The sequence below is a fragment of the Pseudomonas sp. St29 genome (assembly GCF_001547915.1).
Lineage (GTDB): Bacteria > Pseudomonadota > Gammaproteobacteria > Pseudomonadales > Pseudomonadaceae > Aquipseudomonas.
This window is the reverse complement of the sequence record NZ_AP014628.1, coordinates 4,149,376-4,172,810: the sequence shown is the minus strand read 5'-3', so window position 1 is coordinate 4,172,810 and position 23,435 is coordinate 4,149,376. Positions and strand designations below refer to the sequence as shown.

General features: G+C 66.6%; 16 protein-coding genes and 2 riboswitches. Of the genes, 11 read left to right on the top strand and 5 right to left on the bottom strand.

The window, feature by feature from the left end; translation table 11 throughout:
• Window positions 1-13: 13 nt before the first annotated feature.
• Window positions 14-3,724 (bottom strand): methionine synthase, encoded by a 3,711-nt coding sequence (gene metH, locus PST29_RS18475; RefSeq protein WP_060844001.1) that lies wholly within the window; start codon window positions 3,722-3,724, stop codon window positions 14-16.
• Between the two features lie 156 nt (window positions 3,725-3,880).
• Between metH and PST29_RS18470 the strand changes: the two genes are divergently transcribed.
• Both PST29_RS18470 and nfuA read left to right on the top strand, forming a co-directional pair.
• Window positions 3,881-6,172: a fatty acid cis/trans isomerase gene (locus PST29_RS18470; RefSeq protein WP_060844000.1), complete on the top strand. Its 2,292-nt coding sequence runs from the start codon at window positions 3,881-3,883 to the stop codon at window positions 6,170-6,172.
• A 143-nt stretch (window positions 6,173-6,315) separates the two neighbouring features.
• Window positions 6,316-6,900 carry a Fe-S biogenesis protein NfuA gene (gene nfuA / locus PST29_RS18465; protein WP_047305029.1) on the top strand — a complete coding sequence of 195 codons (585 nt, stop codon included), beginning with the start codon at window positions 6,316-6,318 and terminating at the stop codon, window positions 6,898-6,900.
• A gap of 174 nt (window positions 6,901-7,074) precedes the next feature.
• Here the strand turns inward: nfuA and cobM are convergent, their stop codons facing one another.
• The 4 genes from cobM to PST29_RS18445 form a co-directional block, all read right to left on the bottom strand.
• Window positions 7,075-7,821 carry a precorrin-4 C(11)-methyltransferase gene (gene cobM / locus PST29_RS18460; RefSeq protein ID WP_060843999.1) on the bottom strand — a complete coding sequence of 249 codons (747 nt, stop codon included), beginning with the start codon at window positions 7,819-7,821 and terminating at the stop codon, window positions 7,075-7,077.
• An 82-nt stretch (window positions 7,822-7,903) separates the two neighbouring features.
• Window positions 7,904-8,317 (bottom strand): cobalamin biosynthesis protein, encoded by a 414-nt coding sequence (locus PST29_RS18455; RefSeq protein ID WP_060843998.1) that lies wholly within the window; start codon window positions 8,315-8,317, stop codon window positions 7,904-7,906.
• Window positions 8,314-9,015, bottom strand: a complete 702-nt coding sequence (locus tag PST29_RS18450; protein WP_060843997.1) for a CbtA family protein — start codon at window positions 9,013-9,015, stop codon at window positions 8,314-8,316. Before PST29_RS18450 ends, PST29_RS18455 begins: the two co-directional genes overlap by 4 nt.
• An 11-nt stretch (window positions 9,016-9,026) precedes the next feature.
• On the bottom strand, window positions 9,027-9,215 hold the full coding sequence (locus PST29_RS18445; protein WP_060839964.1) for a CbtB domain-containing protein: 189 nt from the start codon (window positions 9,213-9,215) through the stop codon (window positions 9,027-9,029).
• A 97-nt stretch (window positions 9,216-9,312) separates the two neighbouring features.
• Window positions 9,313-9,544: riboswitch (cobalamin riboswitch) on the bottom strand.
• A gap of 73 nt (window positions 9,545-9,617) precedes the next feature.
• A riboswitch (cobalamin riboswitch) is annotated at window positions 9,618-9,829 on the top strand.
• A gap of 98 nt (window positions 9,830-9,927) precedes the next feature.
• On the opposite strand from PST29_RS18445, the gene cobW reads away from it, so the two are divergent.
• The 9 genes from cobW (at window position 9,928) to PST29_RS18400 (ending at window position 23,174) form a co-directional block, all read left to right on the top strand.
• Window positions 9,928-10,998 (top strand): cobalamin biosynthesis protein CobW, encoded by a 1,071-nt coding sequence (gene cobW, locus PST29_RS18440; RefSeq protein WP_060843996.1) that lies wholly within the window; start codon window positions 9,928-9,930, stop codon window positions 10,996-10,998.
• A gap of 3 nt (window positions 10,999-11,001) precedes the next feature.
• Window positions 11,002-14,775, top strand: coding sequence for a cobaltochelatase subunit CobN (gene cobN, locus PST29_RS18435; protein ID WP_060843995.1), 3,774 nt, complete (start codon window positions 11,002-11,004; stop codon window positions 14,773-14,775).
• Window positions 14,776-14,907: 132 nt separating this feature from the next.
• Complete coding sequence (locus PST29_RS18430) at window positions 14,908-15,915, top strand: ATP-binding protein (RefSeq protein WP_060843994.1); 1,008 nt, start codon at window positions 14,908-14,910, stop codon at window positions 15,913-15,915.
• Window positions 15,840-16,568: a vWA domain-containing protein gene (locus PST29_RS18425; RefSeq protein ID WP_173664416.1), complete on the top strand. Its 729-nt coding sequence runs from the start codon at window positions 15,840-15,842 to the stop codon at window positions 16,566-16,568. The genes PST29_RS18430 and PST29_RS18425 overlap by 76 nt, the downstream gene beginning before the upstream one ends.
• Window positions 16,569-17,023: 455 nt before the next feature.
• Window positions 17,024-18,670, top strand: a complete 1,647-nt coding sequence (locus PST29_RS18420; protein ID WP_060843992.1) for a phospholipase D-like domain-containing protein — start codon at window positions 17,024-17,026, stop codon at window positions 18,668-18,670.
• 69 nt (window positions 18,671-18,739) lie between these two features.
• Complete coding sequence (locus PST29_RS18415) at window positions 18,740-19,642, top strand: LysR family transcriptional regulator (protein WP_060839958.1); 903 nt, start codon at window positions 18,740-18,742, stop codon at window positions 19,640-19,642.
• 161 nt (window positions 19,643-19,803) lie between these two features.
• A complete protein-coding gene (locus PST29_RS18410) occupies window positions 19,804-20,916 on the top strand; it encodes a tartrate dehydrogenase (RefSeq protein ID WP_060843991.1) in 1,113 nt (370 codons plus the stop codon).
• Window positions 20,917-20,921: 5 nt separating this feature from the next.
• On the top strand, window positions 20,922-22,370 hold the full coding sequence (locus PST29_RS18405) for an aldehyde dehydrogenase family protein (protein WP_060843990.1): 1,449 nt from the start codon (window positions 20,922-20,924) through the stop codon (window positions 22,368-22,370).
• Window positions 22,371-22,415: 45 nt separating this feature from the next.
• The gene (locus tag PST29_RS18400; RefSeq protein ID WP_060839955.1) at window positions 22,416-23,174 is read left to right on the top strand and encodes an SDR family oxidoreductase; all 759 of its coding nucleotides are present in this window, start codon (window positions 22,416-22,418) and stop codon (window positions 23,172-23,174) included.
• Window positions 23,175-23,435 lie beyond the last annotated feature (261 nt).

Sequence of the window (23,435 nt, the reverse complement as noted above, 5' to 3'; positions counted from 1 at the left end):
CTGCCGCGCCTGATCAGTTGTCGTAGCCCAGGTTCGGCGCCAGCCAACGTTCGCTCACGGCCAGGTCCTGGCCCTTGCGCTCGGTGTAGCTCTGCACCTGGTCCTTGTCGACCTTGCCCACGGCGAAGTACTGCGCCTGCGGGTGGGCGAAATACCAGCCGCTGACCGCCGCCGCGGGGAACATGGCGAAGTGCTCGGTGAGGAACACGCCACTGCGCCCGGCGCGGCCTTCGCTGGCCTCGGGGTCGAGCAGGGCGAACAGGGTGCTCTTCTCGGTGTGGTCCGGGCAGGCCGGGTAGCCCGGGGCAGGGCGGATGCCGCTGTACTGCTCCTTGATCAGCGCATCGTTGTCCAGCTGCTCGTCCTGGGCATAGCCCCAGTAGTCCTTGCGCACCTGCTGGTGCAGCCACTCGGCGCAGGCTTCGGCCAGGCGGTCGGCCAGGGCCTTGACCATGATCGAGTTGTAGTCGTCGCCGGCGTCCTGATAGGCCTTGGCCACTTCCTCGGCACCGATGCCCGCGGTGGTGATGAAGCCGCCCACATAGTCGGTGATGCCGCTGTCCTTGGGCGCGACGAAGTCCGCCAGGGAGAAGTTCGGCTTGCCGTCGGTCTTGATGATCTGCTGGCGCAGGTGGTGCAGGCGGGCCAGTGGCTGGCCGTCGTCGCCGTAGACTTCCAGGTCGTCGTCCTGCACCTGGTTGGCCGGCCAGAAGCCGAACACCGCGCGGGCGCTGATCAGCTTCTCGTTGATCAGCTTGTCGAGCATCTCCCGGGCGTCCTTGTACAGCGCGGTGGCGGCTTCACCCACCACTTCGTCCTCGAGGATGCGCGGGAACTTGCCGGCCAGGTCCCAGGAGATGAAGAACGGCGTCCAGTCGATGTATTCGGCCAGTACCTTGAGGTCGATGTTGTCCAGCACCCGGGCGCCGGTGAAGGTCGGCTTGACCGGCTGGTAGCCGGCCCAGTCGAACTGCGGCTTCTTGGCGATGGCCGCGGCGTAGCTCAGGCGTTCGGTACGGGCGCTGCGGTTGGCGGTGCGCTCGCGCACTTCCACGTACTCCTCCCGGGTCTTCTCGACGAAGCCAGCCTTGAGCTCCTTGGACAGCAACTGCGTGGCCACGCCCACGGCGCGCGAGGCGTCGGTGACGTAGACCACCGCGTCGTTGCTGTATTTGGGCTCGATCTTCACCGCGGTGTGGGCCTTGGAGGTGGTGGCGCCACCGATCATCAGCGGCAGGTGGAAATCCTGGCGCTGCATCTCGCGGGCGACATGGACCATCTCGTCCAGGGACGGGGTGATCAGCCCGGACAGGCCGATGATGTCGCACTTCTGTTCCTTGGCCACCTGGAGGATCTTCTCCGCCGGCACCATCACCCCGAGGTCGACGATGTCGTAGCCGTTGCAGCCCAGGACCACGCCGACGATGTTCTTGCCGATGTCGTGCACGTCGCCCTTGACCGTGGCCATGAGGATCTTGCCCTTGGCTTCCGGCTTGTCGCCCTTTTCCAGCTCGATGAACGGAATCAGGTGGGCCACCGCCTGTTTCATCACCCGGGCGGATTTCACCACCTGGGGCAGGAACATCTTGCCGGCGCCGAACAGGTCGCCGACCACGTTCATGCCGGACATCAGCGGGCCTTCGATGACCTCGATCGGGCGGCTGAAGCTCAGGCGCGACTCCTCGGTGTCTTCGACGATGTGGGTGGTGATGCCCTTGACCAGAGCGTGTTCCAGGCGCTTGTTGACGTCCCAGCTGCGCCATTCCTCGGTTTCCGCTTCCTTGACGCTGCCGTCGCCCTTGAACTGGTCGGCGATGGCCAGCAGCGCATCGGTGCCATTGGCGGTGCGATTGAGCACCACGTCTTCCACGGCGTCACGCAGCTGCTGCGGGATCTGGTCGTAGATCTCCAGCTGGCCGGCGTTGACGATGCCCATGGTCAGGCCATTGCGGATCGCATACAGCAGGAACACCGAGTGGATCGCCTCGCGCACCGGGTTGTTGCCGCGGAACGAGAACGACACGTTGGACACGCCGCCGGAGCTCAGGGCGTAGGGCAGCTCATCGCGGATGTAGGCGCAGGCGTTGATGAAGTCCACCGCGTAGTTGTTGTGTTCCTCGATGCCGGTGGCCACGGCGAAGATGTTCGGGTCGAAGATGATGTCTTCCGGCGGGAAGCCCACTTCGTTGACCAGAATGTCGTAGGAGCGCTTGCAGATTTCCTTCTTGCGCGCCTCGGTGTCGGCCTGGCCGACCTCGTCGAAGGCCATCACTACCACGGCGGCGCCGTAGCGCTTGCACAGTTTGGCGTGGTGAATGAACTGCTCCACACCTTCCTTCATGCTGATGGAGTTGACGATGCCCTTGCCCTGGATGCACTTGAGGCCGGCTTCGATCACTTCCCACTTCGAGGAGTCGATCATGATCGGCACGCGGGAGATGTCCGGCTCGCCGGCGATCAGATTGAGGAAGGTGATCATGGCCTTCTTCGAATCCAGCATCCCCTCGTCCATGTTGATGTCGATCACCTGGGCGCCGGCTTCCACCTGCTGCAGGGCGACTTCCAGGGCTTCGGTGTAGTTGTCCTCGCGGATCAGTCGGGCGAACTTCGCCGAGCCAGTGATGTTGGTGCGTTCACCGACGTTCACGAACAGCGAGTTGCGATCGATGGTGAAGGGCTCCAGGCCCGACAGGCGGCAGGCCTTGGGAATGTCCGGGATCTGCCGCGGGGCGTAGCCGGCCACGGCCTTGGCGATGGCGCCGATGTGCCCCGGGGTGGTGCCGCAGCAACCACCGACGATATTGAGGAAACCGCTCTGGGCGAACTCTTCGATGACCTTGGCGGTTTGTTCCGGCAGTTCGTCGTATTCGCCGAATTCGTTGGGCAGGCCGGCGTTGGGGTGTGCCGAAACGTGGGTGCTGGCCTTGTTCGACAGCTCTTCCAGGTATGGGCGCAGCTCGCTGGCGCCCAGGGCGCAGTTCAGGCCCACCGAGATCGGCTTGGCGTGGGCCACGGAGTTCCAGAAGGCTTCGGTGGTCTGGCCCGACAGGGTACGGCCGGAGGCATCGGTGATGGTCCCGGAAATCATGATCGGCAGTTCGAAACCCAACTCCTCGAACACGCCCTGCACGGCGAAGATCGCCGCCTTGGCGTTGAGGGTGTCGAAGATGGTTTCGATCAGGATCAGGTCGGCGCCGCCTTCGATCAGGCCCTTGGTGGCCTCGGTGTAGTTCTCCACCAGTTCATCGAAGGTGACGTTGCGGTAACCGGGGTTGTTGACGTCCGGCGACAGCGAGCAGGTGCGGCTGGTCGGGCCCAGGACACCGGCGACGAAGCGCGGCTTGTCCGGGGTCTCGAGGGTTTTCGCATCCGCCACCTTGCGTGCCAGACGGGCGCCTTCTACGTTCAATTCGTAGACCAGTTCTTCCATGCCGTAGTCGGCCTGGGACACCTGGGTGGCGTTGAAGGTGTTGGTTTCGAGGATGTCGGCACCGGCATCCAGGTAGGCTTTTTCGATGGCGCCGATCACGTCGGGACGGGTCAGCACCAGCAAGTCGTTGTTGCCCTTGACGTCGCTGGGCCAGTCGGCGAAGCGCTTGCCACGGTAGTCCTGCTCCTCGAGCTTGTAGCTCTGGATCATGGTGCCCATGCCGCCATCGAGAATCAGAATGCGCTCTTTGAGGGCTTGCTGGAGAGCGTGGAGGCGAGCACTGCGATCAGACATGAGAACTACCTGGTAGGGCCATTACGAAGGGCGTGGATCATAACAAACCTGCATGGTTTTGCGGCATGTGCGGGTTTTTCATGAATATCGCTCATGTTGGTGGCCGGGCGACATCGGTAGAATCGCGGCGTTTTTTTTACTTTCGGGACCAGGGACATGCCGTACCGTTTTGTCGTTGCCAGCGCTTTGCTGCTGCTCAGTTCATTGTGCATGGCCCAAGGTCCCGCACCGGCCATTTCCTACACCCGCGACATCCAGCCGATCTTTACCGAGAAGTGCGTGGCCTGTCATGCCTGCTATGACTCCGCCTGTCAGCTCAACCTGGGCAGCGGCGAAGGGGCCGGTCGTGGCGCGTCGAAGATTCCGGTGTACGACGGTGAGCGCAGCAAGGCCCAGGCGCCCACGCGGCTGTTCTATGACGCCAGCGGCAAGGCGGCCTGGCAGCGCCAGGGCTTCTATTCGGTGCTCGACGCCCAGGGCAGCCAGGCAGCGCTGATGGCGCGCATGCTCGAACTCGGCCACCGCACCCCCTTGCAACCCAATGCCAAGCTGCCCAGCGAGATCGTGCTGGGCTTGAGCCGCGAGAACATGTGCCCGCAGCCGGCGGAGTTCGACGCCTATGCCGGTGCTCATCCCAAGGAAGGCATGCCCCTGGCCGTCACCGGCCTCACCGACCAGCAGTACCAGACCCTGCAACGCTGGCTGGCCTCCGGCGCGCCGATCGACGAACAGGGCCTGGCCCCCAGTGCCCGGGAAAGCCTGCAAGTGGCCCAGTGGGAGAACCTGCTCAACGCCCCCGGCGCGCGGGAAAGCCTGGTGGCGCGCTGGCTCTACGAGCACTGGTTCCTGGCCCATATCTATTTCGAAGGCGGCGAGCCGGGGCACTTCTTCCAGTGGGTGCGCTCGCGTACCCCCAGCGGCCAGCCGATCGACCTGATCAACACCCGACGCCCCAACGACGATCCGGGCACCCAGGTGTATTACCGCCTGTGGCCGGTGCAGGGGGTGATCGTGCACAAGACCCACATCACCTACCCGCTGAGCGCGGCGAAGATGGCCCGGGTCAAGACCCTGTTCTACAGCGGCGACTGGCAGGTCACCGCCTTGCCGGGCTACGGACCGGCTCGCCGGGCCAACCCGTTCGAGACCTTCGAGGCGATTCCGGCCAAGGCCCGCTACCAGTTCATGCTGGATAACGCCGAATACTTCGTGCGGACCTTCATTCGCGGTCCGGTGTGCCGCGGGCAGATCGCCACGGATGTGATTCGCGACAACTTCTGGGCGCTGTTCCAGGCTCCGGAACACGACCTGTACATCACCGACCCGGTCTATCGCGGCCAGGCCACGCCGCTGCTGGCCATGCCCGGGCAGAACGACGACGTCGGCAGCGTGCTCAGCCTGTGGCTGGCCTACCGCGACAAGCGCAACGAATACGAAGCCTTGCGCCGCGACTTCTATGCCCATGCCCCGGCGCCCAGCTGGTCCAGCCTGTGGGCCGGCAACGACAACGCGCTGCTGAGCATCTTCCGCCACTTTGACAGCGCCTCGGTGACCAAGGGCCTGATCGGCGAAGTGCCGCAGACGATGTGGCTGTTCGACTACCCGTTGCTGGAGCGCACCTACTATCAGTTGGCGGTGAACTTCGACGTGTTCGGCAACGTCTCCCACCAGGCCCAGACCCGGCTGTATTTCGACCTGATCCGCAACGGCGCCGAGCAGAACTTCCTGCGCCTGATGCCGGCCGGCAGTCGTGAGGACTTCCTCGACGATTGGTATCAGAACAGCGGCAAGTTCAAGATGTGGCTGGATTACGAGTCCATCGACGACGACAAGCGCAGCGCGCTGAAGCTCGACCCCCAAGACCCGAAAAAGGACTTCGTCAACCAGTTGCTGACTCGCTATGGCGAGCTCAACGCCAAGCCGGACCCGATCAACCGCTGCAACGGCGCCTACTGTTCGCGCCCGAACATCGACCCGGCGCTGCAGGACGCCGAGCAGGCCCTGAGTCGCCTGGCGTCGCGTCCTGCTGCGGGGCTCAAGGTCATCGAGCAACTGCCCGAGGCGACATTGCTGCGTGTCCAGACCGCCAGTGGCAAGCGCGAGTTCTACAGCATGCTGCGCAACCGCGCCCACAGTAACGTGGCCTTCATGCTCGGCGAATCCCTGCGTTATCAGCCGGGGCTGGACACCCTGACGATTTTCCCGGGCATTCTCAGCAGTTACCCGAACTTCATCTTCAACGTTCCGGCCGACCAGGTGCCGGCCTTTGTCGAGGCGATGCAGGCGGTCCGGGATGGCGCAAGTTTCGACAGGGTGGTCGAGCGCTGGGGCATCCGGCGCAGTCACCCGCAGTTCTGGCAGTACTTTCACGATCAGACCCGCTACCTGCAGGAAGTCGATCCGCTGGAAGCCGGGGTCATGGACATGAACCGTTACGAAAACCTCTGACATAGCGCCGTGATCGGCCCTCGGGACGCCCGCTGGCGGGCCCCGGGGGCGACCTATACCAAGGTCTATCCCGACAAAAATACTAGGACTTTGTCAGCGGCGTCGATTGGCGTAAACTGCGCCCACGTCTGCGAGGAACCACCATGAGCGCCATAACCATTACCGACGCCGCCCACGATTATCTGGCTGATCTGCTGTCCAAGCAGAACACCCCGGGGATTGGCATCCGCATCTTCATCACTCAGCCAGGGACTCAGTACGCCGAGACCTGCATCGCCTATTGCAAGCCGGGCGAAGAGAAACCCGAAGACAAGGCCCTGGGCCTGAAAAGCTTCACCGCCTACATCGACGCCTTCAGCGAAGGCTTTCTCGATGACGCGGTGGTCGACTACGCCACCGACCGCATGGGTGGCCAGCTGACCATCAAGGCGCCCAACGCCAAGGTGCCGATGGTCAATGCCGACAGCCCGATCAACGAGCGCATCAACTACTACCTGCAAACCGAGATCAACCCGGGGCTGGCCAGTCACGGCGGCCAGGTCAGCCTGATCGACGTGGTGGACGACGGCATCGCCGTGCTGCAATTCGGTGGCGGTTGCCAGGGCTGCGGCCAGGCCGACGTGACCTTGAAGGAAGGCATCGAGCGCACCCTGCTCGAGCGCATCCCCGAGCTCAAGGGCGTACGTGATGTCACCGACCACACGCAGAAAGAAAACGCCTACTACTAAGGCGTTCGCTGCGAACAAAAAAACGGCGCCCCGTGAGCGCCGTTTTTTTATGCCCGCAAACCAGCTCCTCCCGAAATAAGCCTTCGTAGGAGCCGGCTTGCCGGCGAAAGGGCCCTCAAGCCTTGGGCCAATGCCGAGATTGCCTTTGCTGGCAAGCCAGTTCCCGCAAAGGGCTCAGGGGCGATAGAGGTGCGCGTGTCCGGCGCGGTACAGGGATGATTCGCTGAACACGTCCGTGGCCAGCACCCGGCCCACCAGGATCAGCGCCGTGCGCCGGAAGCCCTTGGCCGCAACCTTCTCGGCAATGTCCGCCAGGGTGCCCAGGACCCAGTCCTGGTCCGGCCAGGTGGCCCGGTGTACCACGGCAATCGGGCAGTCGGCGCCGTAATGGGGCAGCAGCTCGGTGACTATCTTCTCCAGGTGGTTGACCCCCAGGTGAATCGCCATGGTGGCGCCATGGGCCGCGAGGCTGGCGAAGTCTTCACCGGCGGGCATGGCGGTCTTGTCCGCATAGCGGGTCAGGATCACGCTCTGGGACACATCCGGCAGGGTCAATTCGGCCCCCAGCAAGGCGGCGCAGGCGGCAGTGGCGGTGACGCCGGGGACGATCTCGTAGGGAATGCCCAGCTCCCGCAGGCAGCGAATCTGTTCGCCGATGGCGCCGTACAGGCTCGGGTCGCCGGAATGCACCCGGGCCACATCCTGGCCCTGGTCGTGCGCGTGCCTGATGGCCTCGATGATCTGTTCCAGGTGCAGTTCGGCACTGTTGATCACCCGGTCCGCGCTGTGACCTTCGAGGACGGCCGCGGGCACCAGTGAGCCGGCGTAGATGATCACCGGGCAGCGATGGATCAGGCGCTGGCCCTTGACGGTAATCAGCTCCGGGTCGCCGGGGCCGGCACCGATGAAATAGACAGTCATGGCTGTCTCCTGTGAAAAAAGGGCTGGAACAGGGTCGCAGATGAACGATGTTCATGTTCGCGACGGGGAGTTGTCGGCCAGTCTACCGGCTGGCGGCCAATGCCAGGGTGGCCTGGGCGTATTTCTGGCGGGGGATCAACAGCCGGGCCGGGCCGGGGTGCAACTGTTCGGCCAGGGCCAGGGCGGCGCTTTCGGCAACGCCGTAGCAGCCGCTGTGTTCAAAGGCGATCTGGGAACGGTGGCTCAGGCGCGAGGCATAAGGCGCCAGTTGCCTGCTGCTGAAGCAGGTCAGCGGCAGGGCCAGTTGATCCGCCAGTTGCAGCAGGCCGGGCTCGCTGCGCTTCAAGTCGATGCTGGCCAGGGCCAGGAGTTGCCCGCTCTCCAGGCCGTGGGCTTGCAGCACCTCCTCAAGCAGGGCGCGCAGCGTGGTCACCGGGCAGCCCTTCTGGCACCCCAGGCCGACCACCAGGGCCGGCGCCGCGCGCCTTTCGATCATGCCGGGTACAGGTCCGTGTTCTTGCGCCGGAACAGCCAGGCGCTGATCAGGCCCAGGGCCAGCCAGAAGGCGGCATTGGTCAGCTGCGAGGCAATCTTGAACTGTGCTTCCAGGGCTTCTGGCGCCAGCATCGAGTGCACTTCAGGTTGGGGCGCGCCGATCACGTGGGGCACGGCGATAATCGCCACGCCCAGCAGTTTCAGCAGCCAGTGGCCGGCGAACACGATCAGGGCAAGGCCCACGGCAGTAGAAGCGGCAGCGCCGATCCACCACACCTGGCGCTGCACCAGGTCGGCGGCTGCGGTTCCCGGCAATTCCGGCGGCAGGCCCAGAGTGGGGGCCAGGCAGAAGGTCGCATACCCGGCCAGACCCCAGAGCAGGCCTTGCGAGGCACGGTTGGGCGCGCGCAGGGTGTAGAGCCCGGCCAGCATCAGGGCGAAGCCGACCGCCACTACCAGGTTGCCGCCGGTGGTGGACAGGGTGCGCTGCCAGCCGTCTTCCGGCTCCCAGGCCTCGGCATCGTGGCTGTGCGCGGCCATGGCGCCGGCGGCGTGTTCATGAGTTTGGGCGGCCGGGGCCTGTTCATAGGTTTCCGCCTGCAGGATCAGCGGAGCGACCCACAAGCTTTGCAGCAGGGTCAGCAGCAGGGCCGCCAGCAGCCCGGTGAACCCTGCGGTTTGCGCAATACGCTTGATCATGTCGGCAGGTCTCAGTGGCAAGGGAAGGCGGCGCTGTGACGGGTGTCGTGGGCGGCGTTGTGCACCGCTTCGATATGGGAGAAACCGGCGAAATACACCAGGCAGGCGCCCAGCAACGATGCGCCGATGGCGGCCACCAGACGCTGGCTCAGGGTGGAGGTGCTGCTGGCGGAATGGCTGGTGCTGCTGATGATCGACATGGCGCTTCCCTTTGGAGTGTCGGCGGGGGAGGAGCGCAGGAAAACCCCGCGTGAGGAGCACGCAGGGTTTGCAACAGCGCCCGCCCACCGCGGGTTTGTTATGTGTGTGTTGCGGGCCGGTCTCCGGGCTCGCGAGGGGCAGGGGCCGACTCATGTCGTACCGTGCCGAAAAGTGTCGCCTTCCCATGCCATGGCACAGTGGATCTGACACTTCGCTCGCTTACCGTTGCGGGGGCAGCACCGGACTGGTCACGGCTTTTTAGTTAAGCACGTGATTCACCGGTTTCCCGTTTCACCCTGTGAAGGGCACCCGTAACAAGGCACGTAGCAGATCACGGGCGGGGTGATGCCGTCAATTGCGCGAGGCGCTGCATTGCCGATTGACCGTCCCCCGCGCTCTGCGTAGCCTTGCGCGTTCGAGGTTCTTCGGCCGGCGGTCGAAGCTAAGAAGGGAACGCGGTCGATGCCGCGGCTGCCCCCGCAACTGTGAAGGGTTTCGTTTCTGCAAGGCCACTGCCTGCGCGTCCAGAACGCCGGCGGGAAGGCGCAGCAACCGCCGGTCCGACGACTGGCAAGCCCTCAGCCAGGAGACCTGCCTCGATCCCAGATTCTCACTACAACCGGGCGGGGTGATCCGGTGGCGAAATCTCCGCGCGCCTCTGCGCTGCGGCTCTCGTCCCGTATGCCCGCCACCTTTGCCAAGGGGCATCCGATGAAAACACTGGCCAAACTTCCCGTCACCATCGTCACCGGCTTCCTTGGCTCGGGTAAGACCACCTTGCTGCGGCACATGCTGGACAACGCCCAGGGCCGGCGCATCGCGGTGATCGTCAACGAGTTCGGCGAGCTGGGCATCGACGGCGAGATCCTCAAGCAATGCTCCATCGGCTGCACCGAGGAAGAGGCCAGTGGCCGGGTCTATGAGCTGGCCAACGGCTGCCTGTGCTGCACCGTGCAGGAAGAGTTCTTCCCGGTGATGCGCGAACTGGTGGCGCGCCGTGGCGACCTGGACCACATCCTCATCGAAACCTCCGGCCTGGCCCTGCCCAAGCCCCTGGTCCAGGCCTTCCAGTGGCCGGAAATTCGCAGCGCCTGCACCGTCGACGCGGTGATCACCGTGGTCGACAGCCCGGCCGTGGCCGCCGGCACCTTCGCCGCGTTCCCCGACCAAGTGGACGCCCAGCGCAAGCTCGACCCCAACCTGGACCACGAATCGCCGCTGCACGAGCTGTTCGCCGACCAGCTGTCCAGCGCCGACCTGGTGATCCTCAACAAGACCGACCTGATCGACCCCGCAGACCTGGCCAAGGTGCGCCTGGAAGTGGCCGAAGAACTGCCGCCGGCGGTGAAAGTCATCGAAGCCAGCAGCGGCCGCCTGCCGCTGGACGTGCTGCTGGGCCTGGGCGCCGGTTCCGAGGAACACATCGACAGTCGTCACAGCCACCACGACCATCACCACGACGGCGATGACGATCACGACGACCACGATCACGACGCCTTCGATTCCATCTCCATCGAACTGCCCCAGGCCGACGAAAGCCTGCTGCTGGACGCCCTGACCCAGCTGGTGGTCAAGCACGGCATCCTGCGGGTCAAGGGCTTCGCCGCGATCCCCAACAAGCCGATGCGCCTGCTGATCCAGGGCGTGGGCACCCGCTTCGACAAGCACTTCGACCGCAAGTGGGGCGCTGACGAAGCCCGCACCACGCGCCTGGTACTGATCGGCCAGGAGCTGGACGCCGCCCAACTCGAAGCGCAACTGCGCGCCGCCCTCAGCGTGTAAGCCATGCACCTGCTCAGGACCCAGCCCGGCGGTTTCGTGTCGGATGACAACATTGCCGACCTTGGACAAACCCCCGCCGAGCTGGTGATCCTGTGCAGCGGCGACTCCAGCCTGGCGCTGCTGGCGGATGCCGCCGAGCAGTTGCCCGAGGATTACCCCAGCTTTCGCCTGGCCAACCCGATGCAGGTGCAGAACCACGCTTCGGTGGACCTGTATGTCGACCAGGTGCTGCGCCACGCCAAGGTGATCCTGATCTCCCTGCACGGCGGCATCGGCTACTGGCGCTACGGCGTCGAGCGGCTGGTGGAGCTGTCCCAGCGCGGGGTGCAACTGATCCTGGTGCCGGGGGACGACCGCCCGGACCCGGAACTCAGCGACCTGAGCACCGTGGGCCCCGTCGAGCGCGATCGACTGTGGCAGTTCCTGCGCCAGGGCGGGCGGGACAACGCGCTGAATTTCTACCGTTGCCTGGCCAGCGGCCTGCTGGGGCGCGACTACCCCTGGAGCGAACCGCAGACCCTGCCACGCACGGCGATCTATCACCCGCACAAGAGCCAGGCCGCCCTCAGCGACTGGCAGGCCGATTGGCAGCCTGGTCAAGCGGTGGCGGCGCTGCTGTTCTACCGCTCCCACCTGCAGGCGGCCAACACCGGATTTATCGACCTGTTCTGCCAGCGTTTGCTGGCGGCGGGCCTCAACCCCTTGCCAATAGCGGTGGCCAGCCTCAAGGAGCCCGGCTGCCTGAGCCAGGTGGAAGACTGGCTGGATGAAACCGCGGCCGGGGTGATCCTCAACACCACCGGCTTTGCCCAGTCCAGCCCCGAGGCGCCGCACTTGCGGCCGTTCCGCCGCAATATCCCGGTGATCCAGGCCATCTGCGCCCAGGACAATGAGCCGGGCTGGCGCGACAGCGAGCAGGGCCTGGGCCCGCGGGACCTGGCCATGCACATCGCCTTGCCGGAACTGGACGGACGCATCATCAGCCGGCCCATCAGTTTCAAGGACCTGGCCTGGCGCAGCGAGCGCAGCCAGTCGGACGTGGTGTGCTACCGCGGCCAGCCCGAACGCATGGATTTTGTCGCCGAGCTGGCCCGGCGCTGGGTCGAACTGGGACGCCTGGACAACGGCCACAAGCGCATTGCCCTGGTGCTGGCCAACTACCCGACCCGGGACGGGCGCATCGGCAACGGCGTCGGCCTGGACACCCCGGCGGCGGCGCTGAACATCCTCAAGGCCCTGCACGCCGAAGGCTATCCGCTGCCGGCCGAGTTGCCCGCCAGCGGCACCGAGTTGATCCAGCAGTTGCTGGGCGGGGTCAGCAACGACCTGGACAGCCTCGACCAGCGTCCGTGCCTGCAAAGCCTGGCCCTGGAGGACTACGCGGCAATGTTCCAGGCCTTGCCGCCTGCCAATCGCGAGGCGGTGCTGCAACGCTGGGGCGCACCCCAGCAGGACCCGATGTTCCGCAACGGGCGGATGATGATCGCCGGCCTGCGTTTTGGCCTGACCTTCGTCGGCATCCAGCCGGCCCGGGGTTATCAGGTGGACCCCAGCGCGGTCTACCACGACCCGGACCTGGTGCCGCCCCACGGCTACCTGGCGTTCTACTTCTGGCTGCGCCAGGCCTACGGCGCCCATGCGCTGATCCACGTCGGCAAGCACGGCAACCTGGAGTGGCTGCCGGGCAAGGGCGTCGGCCTGTCGGAGAACTGCTGGCCGGACGCGCTGCTGGGGCCACTGCCAAACATCTACCCGTTCATCGTCAACGACCCGGGGGAGGGCGCCCAGGCCAAGCGCCGCACCCAGGCGGTGATCATCGACCACCTGATGCCGCCGCTGACCCGCGCCGAAACCTACGGCCCACTGCGCAACCTGGAACTGCTGGCGGACGAATACTACGAAGCCCAGCTGCTGGACCCACGTCGTGCCCGCGAGCTGCAACGGGACATCCTGCAGCTGGTGCGCGAAACCCATATCGACCGCGAGCTGCAACTGGAGGGCGCGCTCGACAGCGACGCCGACGCCGCCATCTGGCTGCCGCGGCTGGACACCTACCTGTGCGACCTCAAGGAGTCGCAGATCCGCGATGGCCTGCACGTGTTCGGCGAATCCCCCGAGGGCCGCTTGCGTCTCGACACCCTGCTGGCCTTGCTGCGCATTCCCCGGGGCGATGGCAAGGGCGCCCACGCCAGCCTGTTGCGGGCCCTGGCCAAGGCCTTTGGCCTGGGCTTCGATCCGCTGGACTGTGCCCTGGCCGAACCCTGGACCGGACGCCGGCCGCAGCCGTTGCGGCAGATCAGCGATGGGCTCTGGCGCACCGCCGGCGATACGCGCGAGCGCCTGGAGCTGTATGCCGCCGAGTTGATCGAGGCGGCGCTCCAGGGCCCGCTGGCGCAGCTGGATGAACCCGGCTGGGAGCCGGTGCAGAGCATTATCGATGGCCTGCGCGAGGTGGTCGCGCCGCGCCTGGACGCCTGCGGCCCGGCGGAAATGCGCGGCCTGCTGGAGGCCCTGAGCGGGCGTTTCGTTCCCGCCGGGCCCAGCGGCGCGCCCAGCCGTGGGCGCCTCGACGTGCTGCCCACCGGGCGCAACTTCTATTCGGTGGACGTGCGCAACCTGCCCACCACCACCGCCTGGCGCATCGGTTTTCAGTCGGCGAACCTGATTCTCGAACGCCACCTGCAGGACCACGGCGACCACCTGCTGCACCTGGGCCTGTCGGTCTGGGGCACCGCCACCATGCGCACCGGCGGCGACGACATCGCCCAGGCCATGGCCCTGATGGGGGTGCGCCCGGTGTGGGCCACCGGCAGCCAGCGGGTCGACGATTTCGAGATCCTGCCCCTGAGCCTGCTGGACCGGCCGCGGGTCGACGTGACCCTGCGGGTGTCCGGGTTCTTCCGCGATGCCTTCGCCAACCTGATCCGCCTGTTCGACGCAGCGGTACAGGCGGTGGCGGCCCTCGACGAGCCTGAGGACATGAACCCGCTGGCGGCCAGGGTCCGCGCCGAGCGCGCAGCCCTGATCGCCTCCGGCCTGGACCAGGACAGCGCGGCGCGTCAGGCCGGCTGGCGGATCTTCGGCGCCAAGCCCGGGGCCTACGGCGCCGGGGTTCAGGGCGCCATCGACGGTCGCCTGTGGCAGAGCCGCGAAGACCTGGCCGAGGTCTACCTGAACTGGGGCGGCTATGCCTATGGCGGCCAGGATGAAGGCACCGCCGCCCGCGAGCAGTTCGCCACCCGCCTGGGGCAAGTGCAGGCGGTGCTGCAGAACCAGGACAACCGCGAGCACGACCTGCTGGATTCCAACGACTACTACCAGTTCCAGGGCGGCATGCTGGCGGCGGTGGAAAGCCTCAGCGGGGCCAAGGCCGCCAGCTATCACGGCGACCACAGCCAGCCGGACCTGCCGAAGATCCGCACCCTCAAGGAAGAGCTGAACCGGGTGATCCGCTCCCGGGCGGCCAATCCGAAGTGGATCGAAGGGGTCAAGCGCCATGGCTACAAGGGCGCCTTCGAAATGGCCGCGACCCTGGACAACCTGTTCGCCTTCGACGCCACCACCGAGCTGATCGACGATCACCAGTACGCCTTGCTGGCGGACGCCTACCTGCTGGACGACTCGACCCGTGAGTTCGTCCGCCAGCATAATCCCCACGCCTTGCGCGACATGACCGAGCGCTTGCTGGAAGCCCAGCAGCGCGGCCTGTGGCAAGAGCCTGGCGAGTACCGCGAGGCCCTGGAGCACCTGTTGCTGGATATTGAAGAAGATTCCTGAGGCGGCGAGTGCTGCGCACTCGATCGCGAGCAAGCTCGCTCCTACAACGGCAATGCGATGCCTGTAGGAGCGAGCTTGCTCGCGAAAGCGTCCTCCTGGACACCACCGACCCGACCCAAGCGAGCCCCCGACATGAGCGACACCCCCCATTTTCCGCTGTCCGCCGTGGTCGGCGCCGAAGCGCTGAAACTGGCCCTGTGCCTGACCGCCATCGACCCGAAGATCGGCGGCGTGCTGATCGAGGGCCCCCGTGGCATGGCCAAGTCGACCCTGGCCCGGGGCCTGGCCGATCTCTTGGCCAGCGGCCAGTTCGTCACCTTGCCCCTGGGCGCCAGCGAAGAGCGCCTGGTGGGCACCCTGGACCTGGACGCCGCCCTGGGCGAAGGCCGGGCGCAGTTTTCCCCCGGCGTGCTGGCCAAGGCCGACGGTGGCGTGCTCTACGTCGATGAAGTCAACCTGCTGCCCGATCACCTGGTGGACCTGCTGCTGGACGTGGCCGCCAGCGGCACCAACCTGATCGAGCGCGACGGCATTTCTCACCGCCATTCGGCGAAGTTCGTGCTGATTGGCACCATGAACCCGGAAGAGGGCGAACTGCGCCCGCAACTGCTGGACCGCTTCGGCCTCAACGTCGCCTTGAGCGGCCAGCCGGCCCCCGAAGAACGCGGGCAGATCATCCGCCGCCGCCTGGATTTCGACAGCGATCCTTTGGGCTTCTGCGCCCAGTGGGCCCCGGCCCAGGCCGCATTGCGCGAGCGTTGCCAGCAGGCGCGGGCGGCCCTGGCCGGCATCCCGCTGGACGACCAGGCCCTGGCGCTGATCACCGAGCGCTGCTTTGCCGCTGCCGTGGACGGCCTGCGCGCCGACCTGGTCTGGCTGCGCGCGGCCCGCGCCCACGCGGCCTGGCGCGGTGCTCCGGCGATTGCCGAGGAAGATATCGACGCCGTGGCCGAGTTCGCCTTGCGCCACCGGCGGCGGGAGACTGCGCCCAGCGCGCCGGCATCGGGGCCAAGCCCCCAGGCACCGGCATCCACCAACGCCAACCCCAGCGAAGGCCAGGGTCAATGGGGCGAAATGCCGGCCCAGGCCTTGCCCACCGGCGCCCGTCGAGAAGTGCCCAGCTGGCCAAAAAAGCCCTAGGCATCCGCCCCCAGAGTGACCGGGGGGCGGATGCCAAGCCCCGGGCGGGGCATCTGGATCAAGGTCGGCACGGCGCCAGTCGCACCGCCGGCAGCGGCGCGATCAACTGGCCCGGCACCTTGCTCAAGGGCCGGCCACGGCTGCGTAAAGACCTGCTGTTTCGCCTGCGCAGCCGCGCGCCCCATGAGCTGTGGCTGGTGATCGTCGACGCCTCGGCCTCGACCCGTCGTCACAGCGCCCTGAGCGACGCCAAGGGCCTGCTGGCGCAACTGTTCGACGACGCCTACCGCCAGCGCGCGCGCCTGGCCCTGCTCACCGCCAGCGGCCGCGCGCCGAACTGGCAGGTCCAGGGCCTGAAGGCCTCCAAGGACTTGCGGCACTGGCTCGACGGCCTCGGTGCTGCTGGCGGCACCCCCTTGCCACAAGCCCTGAGCGAAGCGGCCCGGTGGCTGGAACAGCGCCAGCGCCGGCTGCCAGCGGAACAGCAGCGCGTACTGCTAATCACCGACGGCCGCCTGAAAAGCCTGCCGCCGCTGCAGCCCCTGGACTGCCCGACCTTGCTGCTCGACATCGAACGCGGCCCGATCCGCCTGGGCCGCGCCCGCGAACTGGCCGCCGGCCTCGACGCCGCCTACCAACACATCGACCTGTAGCCGCTGCCGCAGGCTGCGAACGGCCCGCAGGGCCGCAAAAACCCTGAGAACGCCAGAGGTTCGTCGGTCGATCGCCAGACAAGGTCCTGCGGACCTTTACGCAGCCTCGCCGAGGCTTGGCAGCGGCTACACCAACCTGAGGTTGTAGCCGCTGCCGCAGACTGCGAACGGCCCGCAGGGCCGCAAAAACCCTGAGAGCGCCAGAGGTTCGTCAGTCGATCACCAGACAAGGTCCTGCGGACCTTTACGCAGCCTCGCCGAGGCTTGGCAGCGGCTACACCAACCCGAGGTTGTAGCCGCTGCCGCAGGCTGCGAACGGCCCGCAGGGCCGCAAAAACCCTGAGAGCGCCAGAGGTTCGTCGGTCGATCGCCAGACAAGGTCCTGCGGACCTTTACGCAGCCTCGCCGAGGCTTGGCAGCGGCTACACTGCCTGCGCCAACACAGGAGTGAAGCGATGCGGGTACTGGTGCGTAACGATAAGGACGATTTTCGGGTCAAGGCCTATGCCGGGACCAATGGGGTGTTGCTGGCCATGGATCTGGATGCGTCACGGCGCAAGGGGCTGCTGGGCTTCGCCATCGAGAAGCAGACCGGCAGCAAGCCCTGGCTGTTCCTGTTCAACAGCCTGACCTTTCCCGGCAAGGCCCACAGCTTCCCGCAATACAACGCCACCCCCAGCGATCAGGCGCCGCTGCAGAAGTTTCGTTGGGCCGACTACGCGGTCCACCCCGGCACCACCCTCAACTATCGGGTGCACCTGGTGTATGGCAGCCCCGAGGCGCCGCAACTGGGCGAGGCCCTGGAACTGAGCATCGACGCCGACAACGGCCAGCCGCCGGGGCAGCGGGTGATCTTCAATCGCGCGGTGGCCGCCAGTCAGGCCTTCTCGCGCAAGTTTCCCGAGCTCGATGCGCTGCTCAGCGCCAACAGGAACCTGCCCATCGAGGACTGGCCGGACGCGCCCAGGCAATGGCTGGAAAACGGCCTGCTGGAGGAGCTGCTGGGCTTTATCCAGCGTGCCACGGACGCCAGCTGGAGCCTGGACATCGCCATCTACGAGTACCAGTTGCAGGCCGTCGTTGACGCGGTCAACGCTGCCTTCGACCGTGGCGTGCAAGTACGGGTGCTGTACCACGCTGGCCCCGGGGACGACGACACCACGCAGAACCAGGCCAGCCTGCAGCACCTGCCCGAGGCCAACAAACGCGGGCGGGTGACCCACGCGATCTTCCACGACAAGTTCATCGTCCTCAGCCGTCTCGACGCCACCGGCCAGCGCCAGCCGCAGTCGGTGCTCTGCGGCAGCACCAACTTCACCGCCAACGGCGTCTACCGCCAGGCCAACGTGCTGCACAGCCTCGACCGCGCCGAGCTTGCCGCGCGCTACCTGGAGGTGTTCGAACAGGTCTGGGCGACTCCGGCGGACGTCGGCGCCACCCGTCAATGGCTGACCCGGCACAACCCCATGCAAGCCGATGCGCCGCTGTTCGCCGGGTTTTCCCCGCGCAGCGGCCAGGGCGACCTGAGCGAATTCGTCGAGATCATCAACGGCGCCCGTCGCGACCTGCTGTTCGTCACCGCCTTCGCCTTGCCCGACAGCATTCTCGATGCCTTGCTCGGCCAGCCCCATGACGATGTGCTGCGCTACGGCCTGCAAAACACCGCCAGCCGCATCACCGGCTTCCACGCCGATCGCACCGCCGAGTTCGCCGCCACCGCGCTGCTCAACAACGGCCTGGAGGGCTGGCTCAAGGAGGGGCTCAAGGGCCAGAAGGGCAACCTGCTGGTGCACACCAAGGCCATCGTCACCGACTTCACCAGCGACTCACCGGTGATCATCAGCGGCAGCCACAACCTCAGCGTCGGCGCCAGCCAGAGCAACGACGAGAACTTCCTGATCATCCGTGGCGACACCGACCTGGCGGACCGCTACGGCCTGGAACTGCTGCGCTTCTACGAGCACTACCGGTTCCGCTACTTCGCCAAACAGCTGGCCCTCAAGCAGGTGCAGCCGCTGGCGGTGGACGACAGCTGGAGCAACGCCTACTACCTGGAAGGGGATCTGCGCCAGCTGTCGCGGCTGCGTTTTTCCGGGCGTTGAAGCCGGCGCAGGTTGGACAGGGGCGGCCCGACTGGGTAGTTTCCACCGACCGCGCACAAGGAACCTGCCATGGCCCCGGACCTGACTTCCATCGAGCTGTTTCTCAAGGCCCTGACCCTGGGCAACCTGTCCCGGGCCGCCGAGCAGTCGCACCTGTCGCTGTCGGCCGCCAGCCGGCGTCTGTCGCTGCTGGAGCAGCATTTCAAGGTGGCGCTGCTGATCCGTACTTCCACTGGGGTCCAGCCCACGGCGGCGGGGCAGGCCCTGGCCGAGCACGCGCGGAGCATCCTGCGGGCGGTGGATGTGATGCACGCCGACCTGGCCGACTTCGCCAAGGGCGCCACCGGCCGGGTCAGCCTGTATGCCAACAGCTCGGCGATGAGCCAGGAGCTGCCCCGGCAGCTGACCCAGTGGAGCGACCTGCATCCGGGCATTCGCGTGGACATCCGCGAGGAGCGCAGCCGCGAGATCATCCTCGCCGTGCGTGACGGTGTGGCCGATGTGGGCATCGTCACCACGCGCCCGCAGGGCCAGGACCTGCACTACATCCCTTATTGCCGCGACCGGCTGTGCCTGATCGTGCCCCGGGAGCACCCGTTCAGGATGAGCCATGCGCGCTTCCAGGACCTCTTGGGCTACGACTTCGTCGGCCTGGAGGACAATGCCGCCATCACCTCGCTGATCACCGAAGCCGCGGCCGCGGTGAGCATGCCCCTGCGCCTGCGGGTGCAGGTGCGCAGCTTCGAGGCGGTATGCCGGCTGATCGCCGCCGGGCAGGGCGTGGGAGTGCTGCCCCAGGGCGCGGTGCAGATTTTCCGCAAGGAGATGGCCTTGCGTTTTATCGAAATCGACGATGCCTGGGCCGACCGCCAGATGTTCCTCTGCCGACGCCGGGAGCAACCGTCCCTGGCCAGTCGCGAGCTGTTCGACTACCTGGCCGGCTGCGGGCAGGCCGAGGCGCAGGCTGGCTAGTCGTTGCTCAAGGCAGGACCTTTCTGACGCGCCTTCGAATTTTGCGAAGGCGGTTTCCACAATGAGCAATTCCCCTGGCCGCTTCCCCGTGCCCAGAATGGGCTCGCCCGTGCGCTTGACCTGCCTCCATAACAACAACACGTCAGACCAGGAGAGACGGCTTGTCCAGGATCAATCCCGCTGTAACACCTCCCCATCGCATCGCGGTGATCGCCGGTGACGGCATCGGCCGCGAGGTGGTTCCCGAAGGCTTGCGCGTGCTGGAAGCCGTCAGCCGGCGCTTCGGCATCGCCTTGCAGTTCGATCATTTCAACTGGTGCAGCGAGCACTACCAGGCCCACGGCAGCATGATGCCCGAGGACTGGGCCGAGCAGATCGGCGACCACGAGGCGATCTTCTTCGGCGCCGTGGGCGCGCCGGACATCGTCCCCGACCACATTGCGGTGTGGGATTCGTTGCTGAAGATCCGCCGCCAGTTCGATCAGTACGTGAATATCCGCCCGGTGCGGCTGATGCCCGGGGTGCCGTGTCCGCTGGCCGGGCGGGTGCCGGGGGACATCGATTTCATCGTGGTCCGGGAAAACACCGAGGGCGAGTACTCCAGCGTCGGCGGCCGCATGTGGGAGGGCACCCCGCGGGAGATAGCCCTGCAGGAGTCGGTGTTCTCCCGCCACGGCGTCGACCGGGTGGTGAAGTACGCCTTCGAGCTGGCCGGCCGCCGGCCCCGGCGCAACCTGGTGGCGGCCACCAAGTCCAATGGCATCGCCATCACCATGCCGTTCTGGGACGAGCGAGTGGAGGCGCTGGCCAAGGCCTACCCCGAGGTCGACACGCGCAAGTTCCACATCGACATCCTCTGCGCGCACTTCGTCCAGCACCCGGACTGGTTCGATGTGGTGGTGGCTTCCAATCTGTTCGGCGACATCCTTTCCGACCTCGGCCCGGCCTGCACCGGCACCATCGGCATCGCGCCCTCGGCCAATCTCAACCCGGAGCGCCTGTACCCCTCGCTGTTCGAGCCGGTGCATGGCTCGGCGCCGGACATCGCCGGCCTTGGGGTGGCCAACCCGATCGGCCAGATCTGGTCAGCAGCGCTGATGATCGAGCACCTGGGGCAGGGCGATGAGCTTTACCAGCGGGCCGCGGCGGCGATTGTCCAGAGCATCGAGACGGTGCTCGCCGAAGGCCCGCGCACCCGGGAAATGGGTGGCAACGCCAGCACCGTGGAAGTCGGGCGGGCGATTGCCGAGTGTCTGGCTGGCAACAGGAGCTGATGAAAATGAGCCTCGAACACTACATCGACAACCAATGGCAAGCCTCGTCCTGGGCCGAGGACATTCCGGTACTCGACCCCAGCACCGGCATCGCCTACGCGTGCATCGCCCGCGGCACCGCCGAGGACATCGACCTGGCGGTGCAGGCCGCGCAACGGGCCCTGGGCGACAACTTCGACGGGCCTTGGGGCGGCCTGTCGGCCCTGGAGCGCGGGCGCTTGCTGGCGCGCCTGGGCCAGGCGGTGCTGGAGCACCACGAAGAGCTGGCGCAGATCGAGGCCCGGGACACCGGCAAGGCGCTGAAGGTGGCCCGGGCCGACGCCACGGCCCTTGCGCGCTACTTCGAGTACTACGCCGGGGCCGCCGACAAGCTGCACGGCGACACCTTGCCCTACCAGGCCGGCTACACCGTGCTCACGGTGCGCGAGCCCCATGGCGTCACCGGGCACATCATTCCCTGGAACTACCCGATGCAGATCTTCGGCCGCAGCGTCGGTGCCGCCCTGGCGGCGGGCAACGCCTGCGTGGTCAAGCCTGCCGAGGACGCCAGCCTGTCGCTGTTGCGGCTGGCGGAACTGGCGGCCCAGGTCGGCTTCCCCGCGGGCACGATCAACGTGGTCAGCGGCTACGGCCATGAAGCCGGCGCGGCGCTGTGCGCTCATCCCGGGGTGGCGCATATCTCCTTCACCGGCTCCACCGGCACCGGCGCCCTGGTGGCCAAGGCCGCCGCGCAGCGCCATTGCCCGGTGACCCTGGAACTGGGGGGCAAGTCGCCGCAGATCGTCTTCGCCGACGCCGATGTGGAGCGCGCGCTGCCGGTGCTGATCAACGCCATCGTGCAGAACTGCGGGCAGACCTGTTCCGCCGGCAGCCGCCTGCTGGTGCAACGCAGCCTCTATGAACCGCTGCTGGAACGCCTGGCCCAGTGCTTTGGCCAACTGCGCGCCGGGCCCTCGGAGCTGGACCTGGACATGGGCCCGCTGATCAATCAGAAGCAGCTGCGCCAGGTCCAGGCGTTTGTCCGCGAGGCCGAGGCCGCCGGCATCCCGGTGGCGGCGCGCGGGCAGGTGGTGGCCGAGGCCGGCAGCGGCGGCTACTTCCACGAGGCGGTGCTGTTTCGCGATGTGCCGCCAGACAGCCGCCTGGCCCGGGAGGAGGTGTTCGGCCCGGTGCTGGCGGTGATGCCCTTCGAAGACGAGGCCGAAGCCATTCGCCTGGCCAACGACAGCGCCTTCGGCCTGGTGGCCGGGGTCTGGACCCGGGACGGCGCGCGGCAGTTGCGCATGGCCCACAAGCTGCGCTGCGGCCAGGTGTTCATCAACAACTACGGCGCCGGCGGCGGCGTCGAACTGCCCTTTGGCGGGGTCAAGGCCAGTGGGTATGGCCGGGAGAAGGGCTTCGAGGCACTGCTGGGTTTCACCACCTTGAAGACCATCGCCATTCGCCACGACTGACGGCCGCCACGGCGGTCCATAACAACAAAAACAGGAGTCACTTCCATGCGTCTAGCCAACAAGACTGCCATCGTCACCGGCGCCGGTTCCGGCTTTGGTGAAGGCATCGCCAAAACCTTCGCCCAGCAGGGCGCCAACGTCATCGTCGCCGACATGAACCCCGACGGCGGCCAGCGGGTGGTGGACGAGATCCGCGCCGCCGGCGGCCAGGCCCACTTCATCGAGGTCAACGTGGCCCAGGACGCCAGCGTTGGCGCCTTGCTGCGCAACACCCTGGAGCAATACGGGGGCCTGGACATCGTGGTCAACAACGCCGGCACCACCCACCGCAACCGGCCGATGCTGGAAGTCGACGAGGCCGAGTTCGACCGGGTGTTCGCGGTCAACGTGAAAAGCATCTTCCTCAGCGCCAAGCACTTCGTGCCGCATTTTCGCGGCCAGGGTGGCGGGGTGTTCATCAACATTGCCTCCACCGCGGCGATCCGCCCGCGTCCGGGGTTGGTCTGGTACAACGGCAGCAAGGGCGCGGTGGTGGTGATGAGCAAGACCATGGCCGCCGAGCTCGGGCCGGACAACATCCGCGTCAACTGCGTCAACCCGGTGGTGGGCGCCACGGCGCTGCTCAGTGAGTTCATGGGGGTGCCGGACACCCCGGAAAACCGCCAGAAATTCATGGCCACCATTCCCCTGGGGCGCTTCTCCACCCCCCAGGACGTGGCCAACGCCTGCTTGTACCTGGCCTCCGACGAAGCGGCATTCATCACCGGCACCTGCCTGGAAGTGGATGGTGGACGTTGCGTCTGATGATCTGTAAAACCCTCCAGGCCCGCGGGTAATCCGTGCTTTGTGTAGCCGCTGCCGCAGGCTGCGAACGGCCCGCAGGGCCGCACAGTTCCGGCGGGCGCCTGGGTTGACGGTTGATCGCCAGGCAAGGCCCTGCGGGCCTTTTCGCAGCCTCGCCGAGGCTCGGCAGCGGCTACAGCCAGTGTCAATCCGGGCTGGTGTAGCCGCTGCCGCAGGCGGCGAACGGCCCGCAGGGCCGCACAGTTCCAGAGGGCGCCTGAG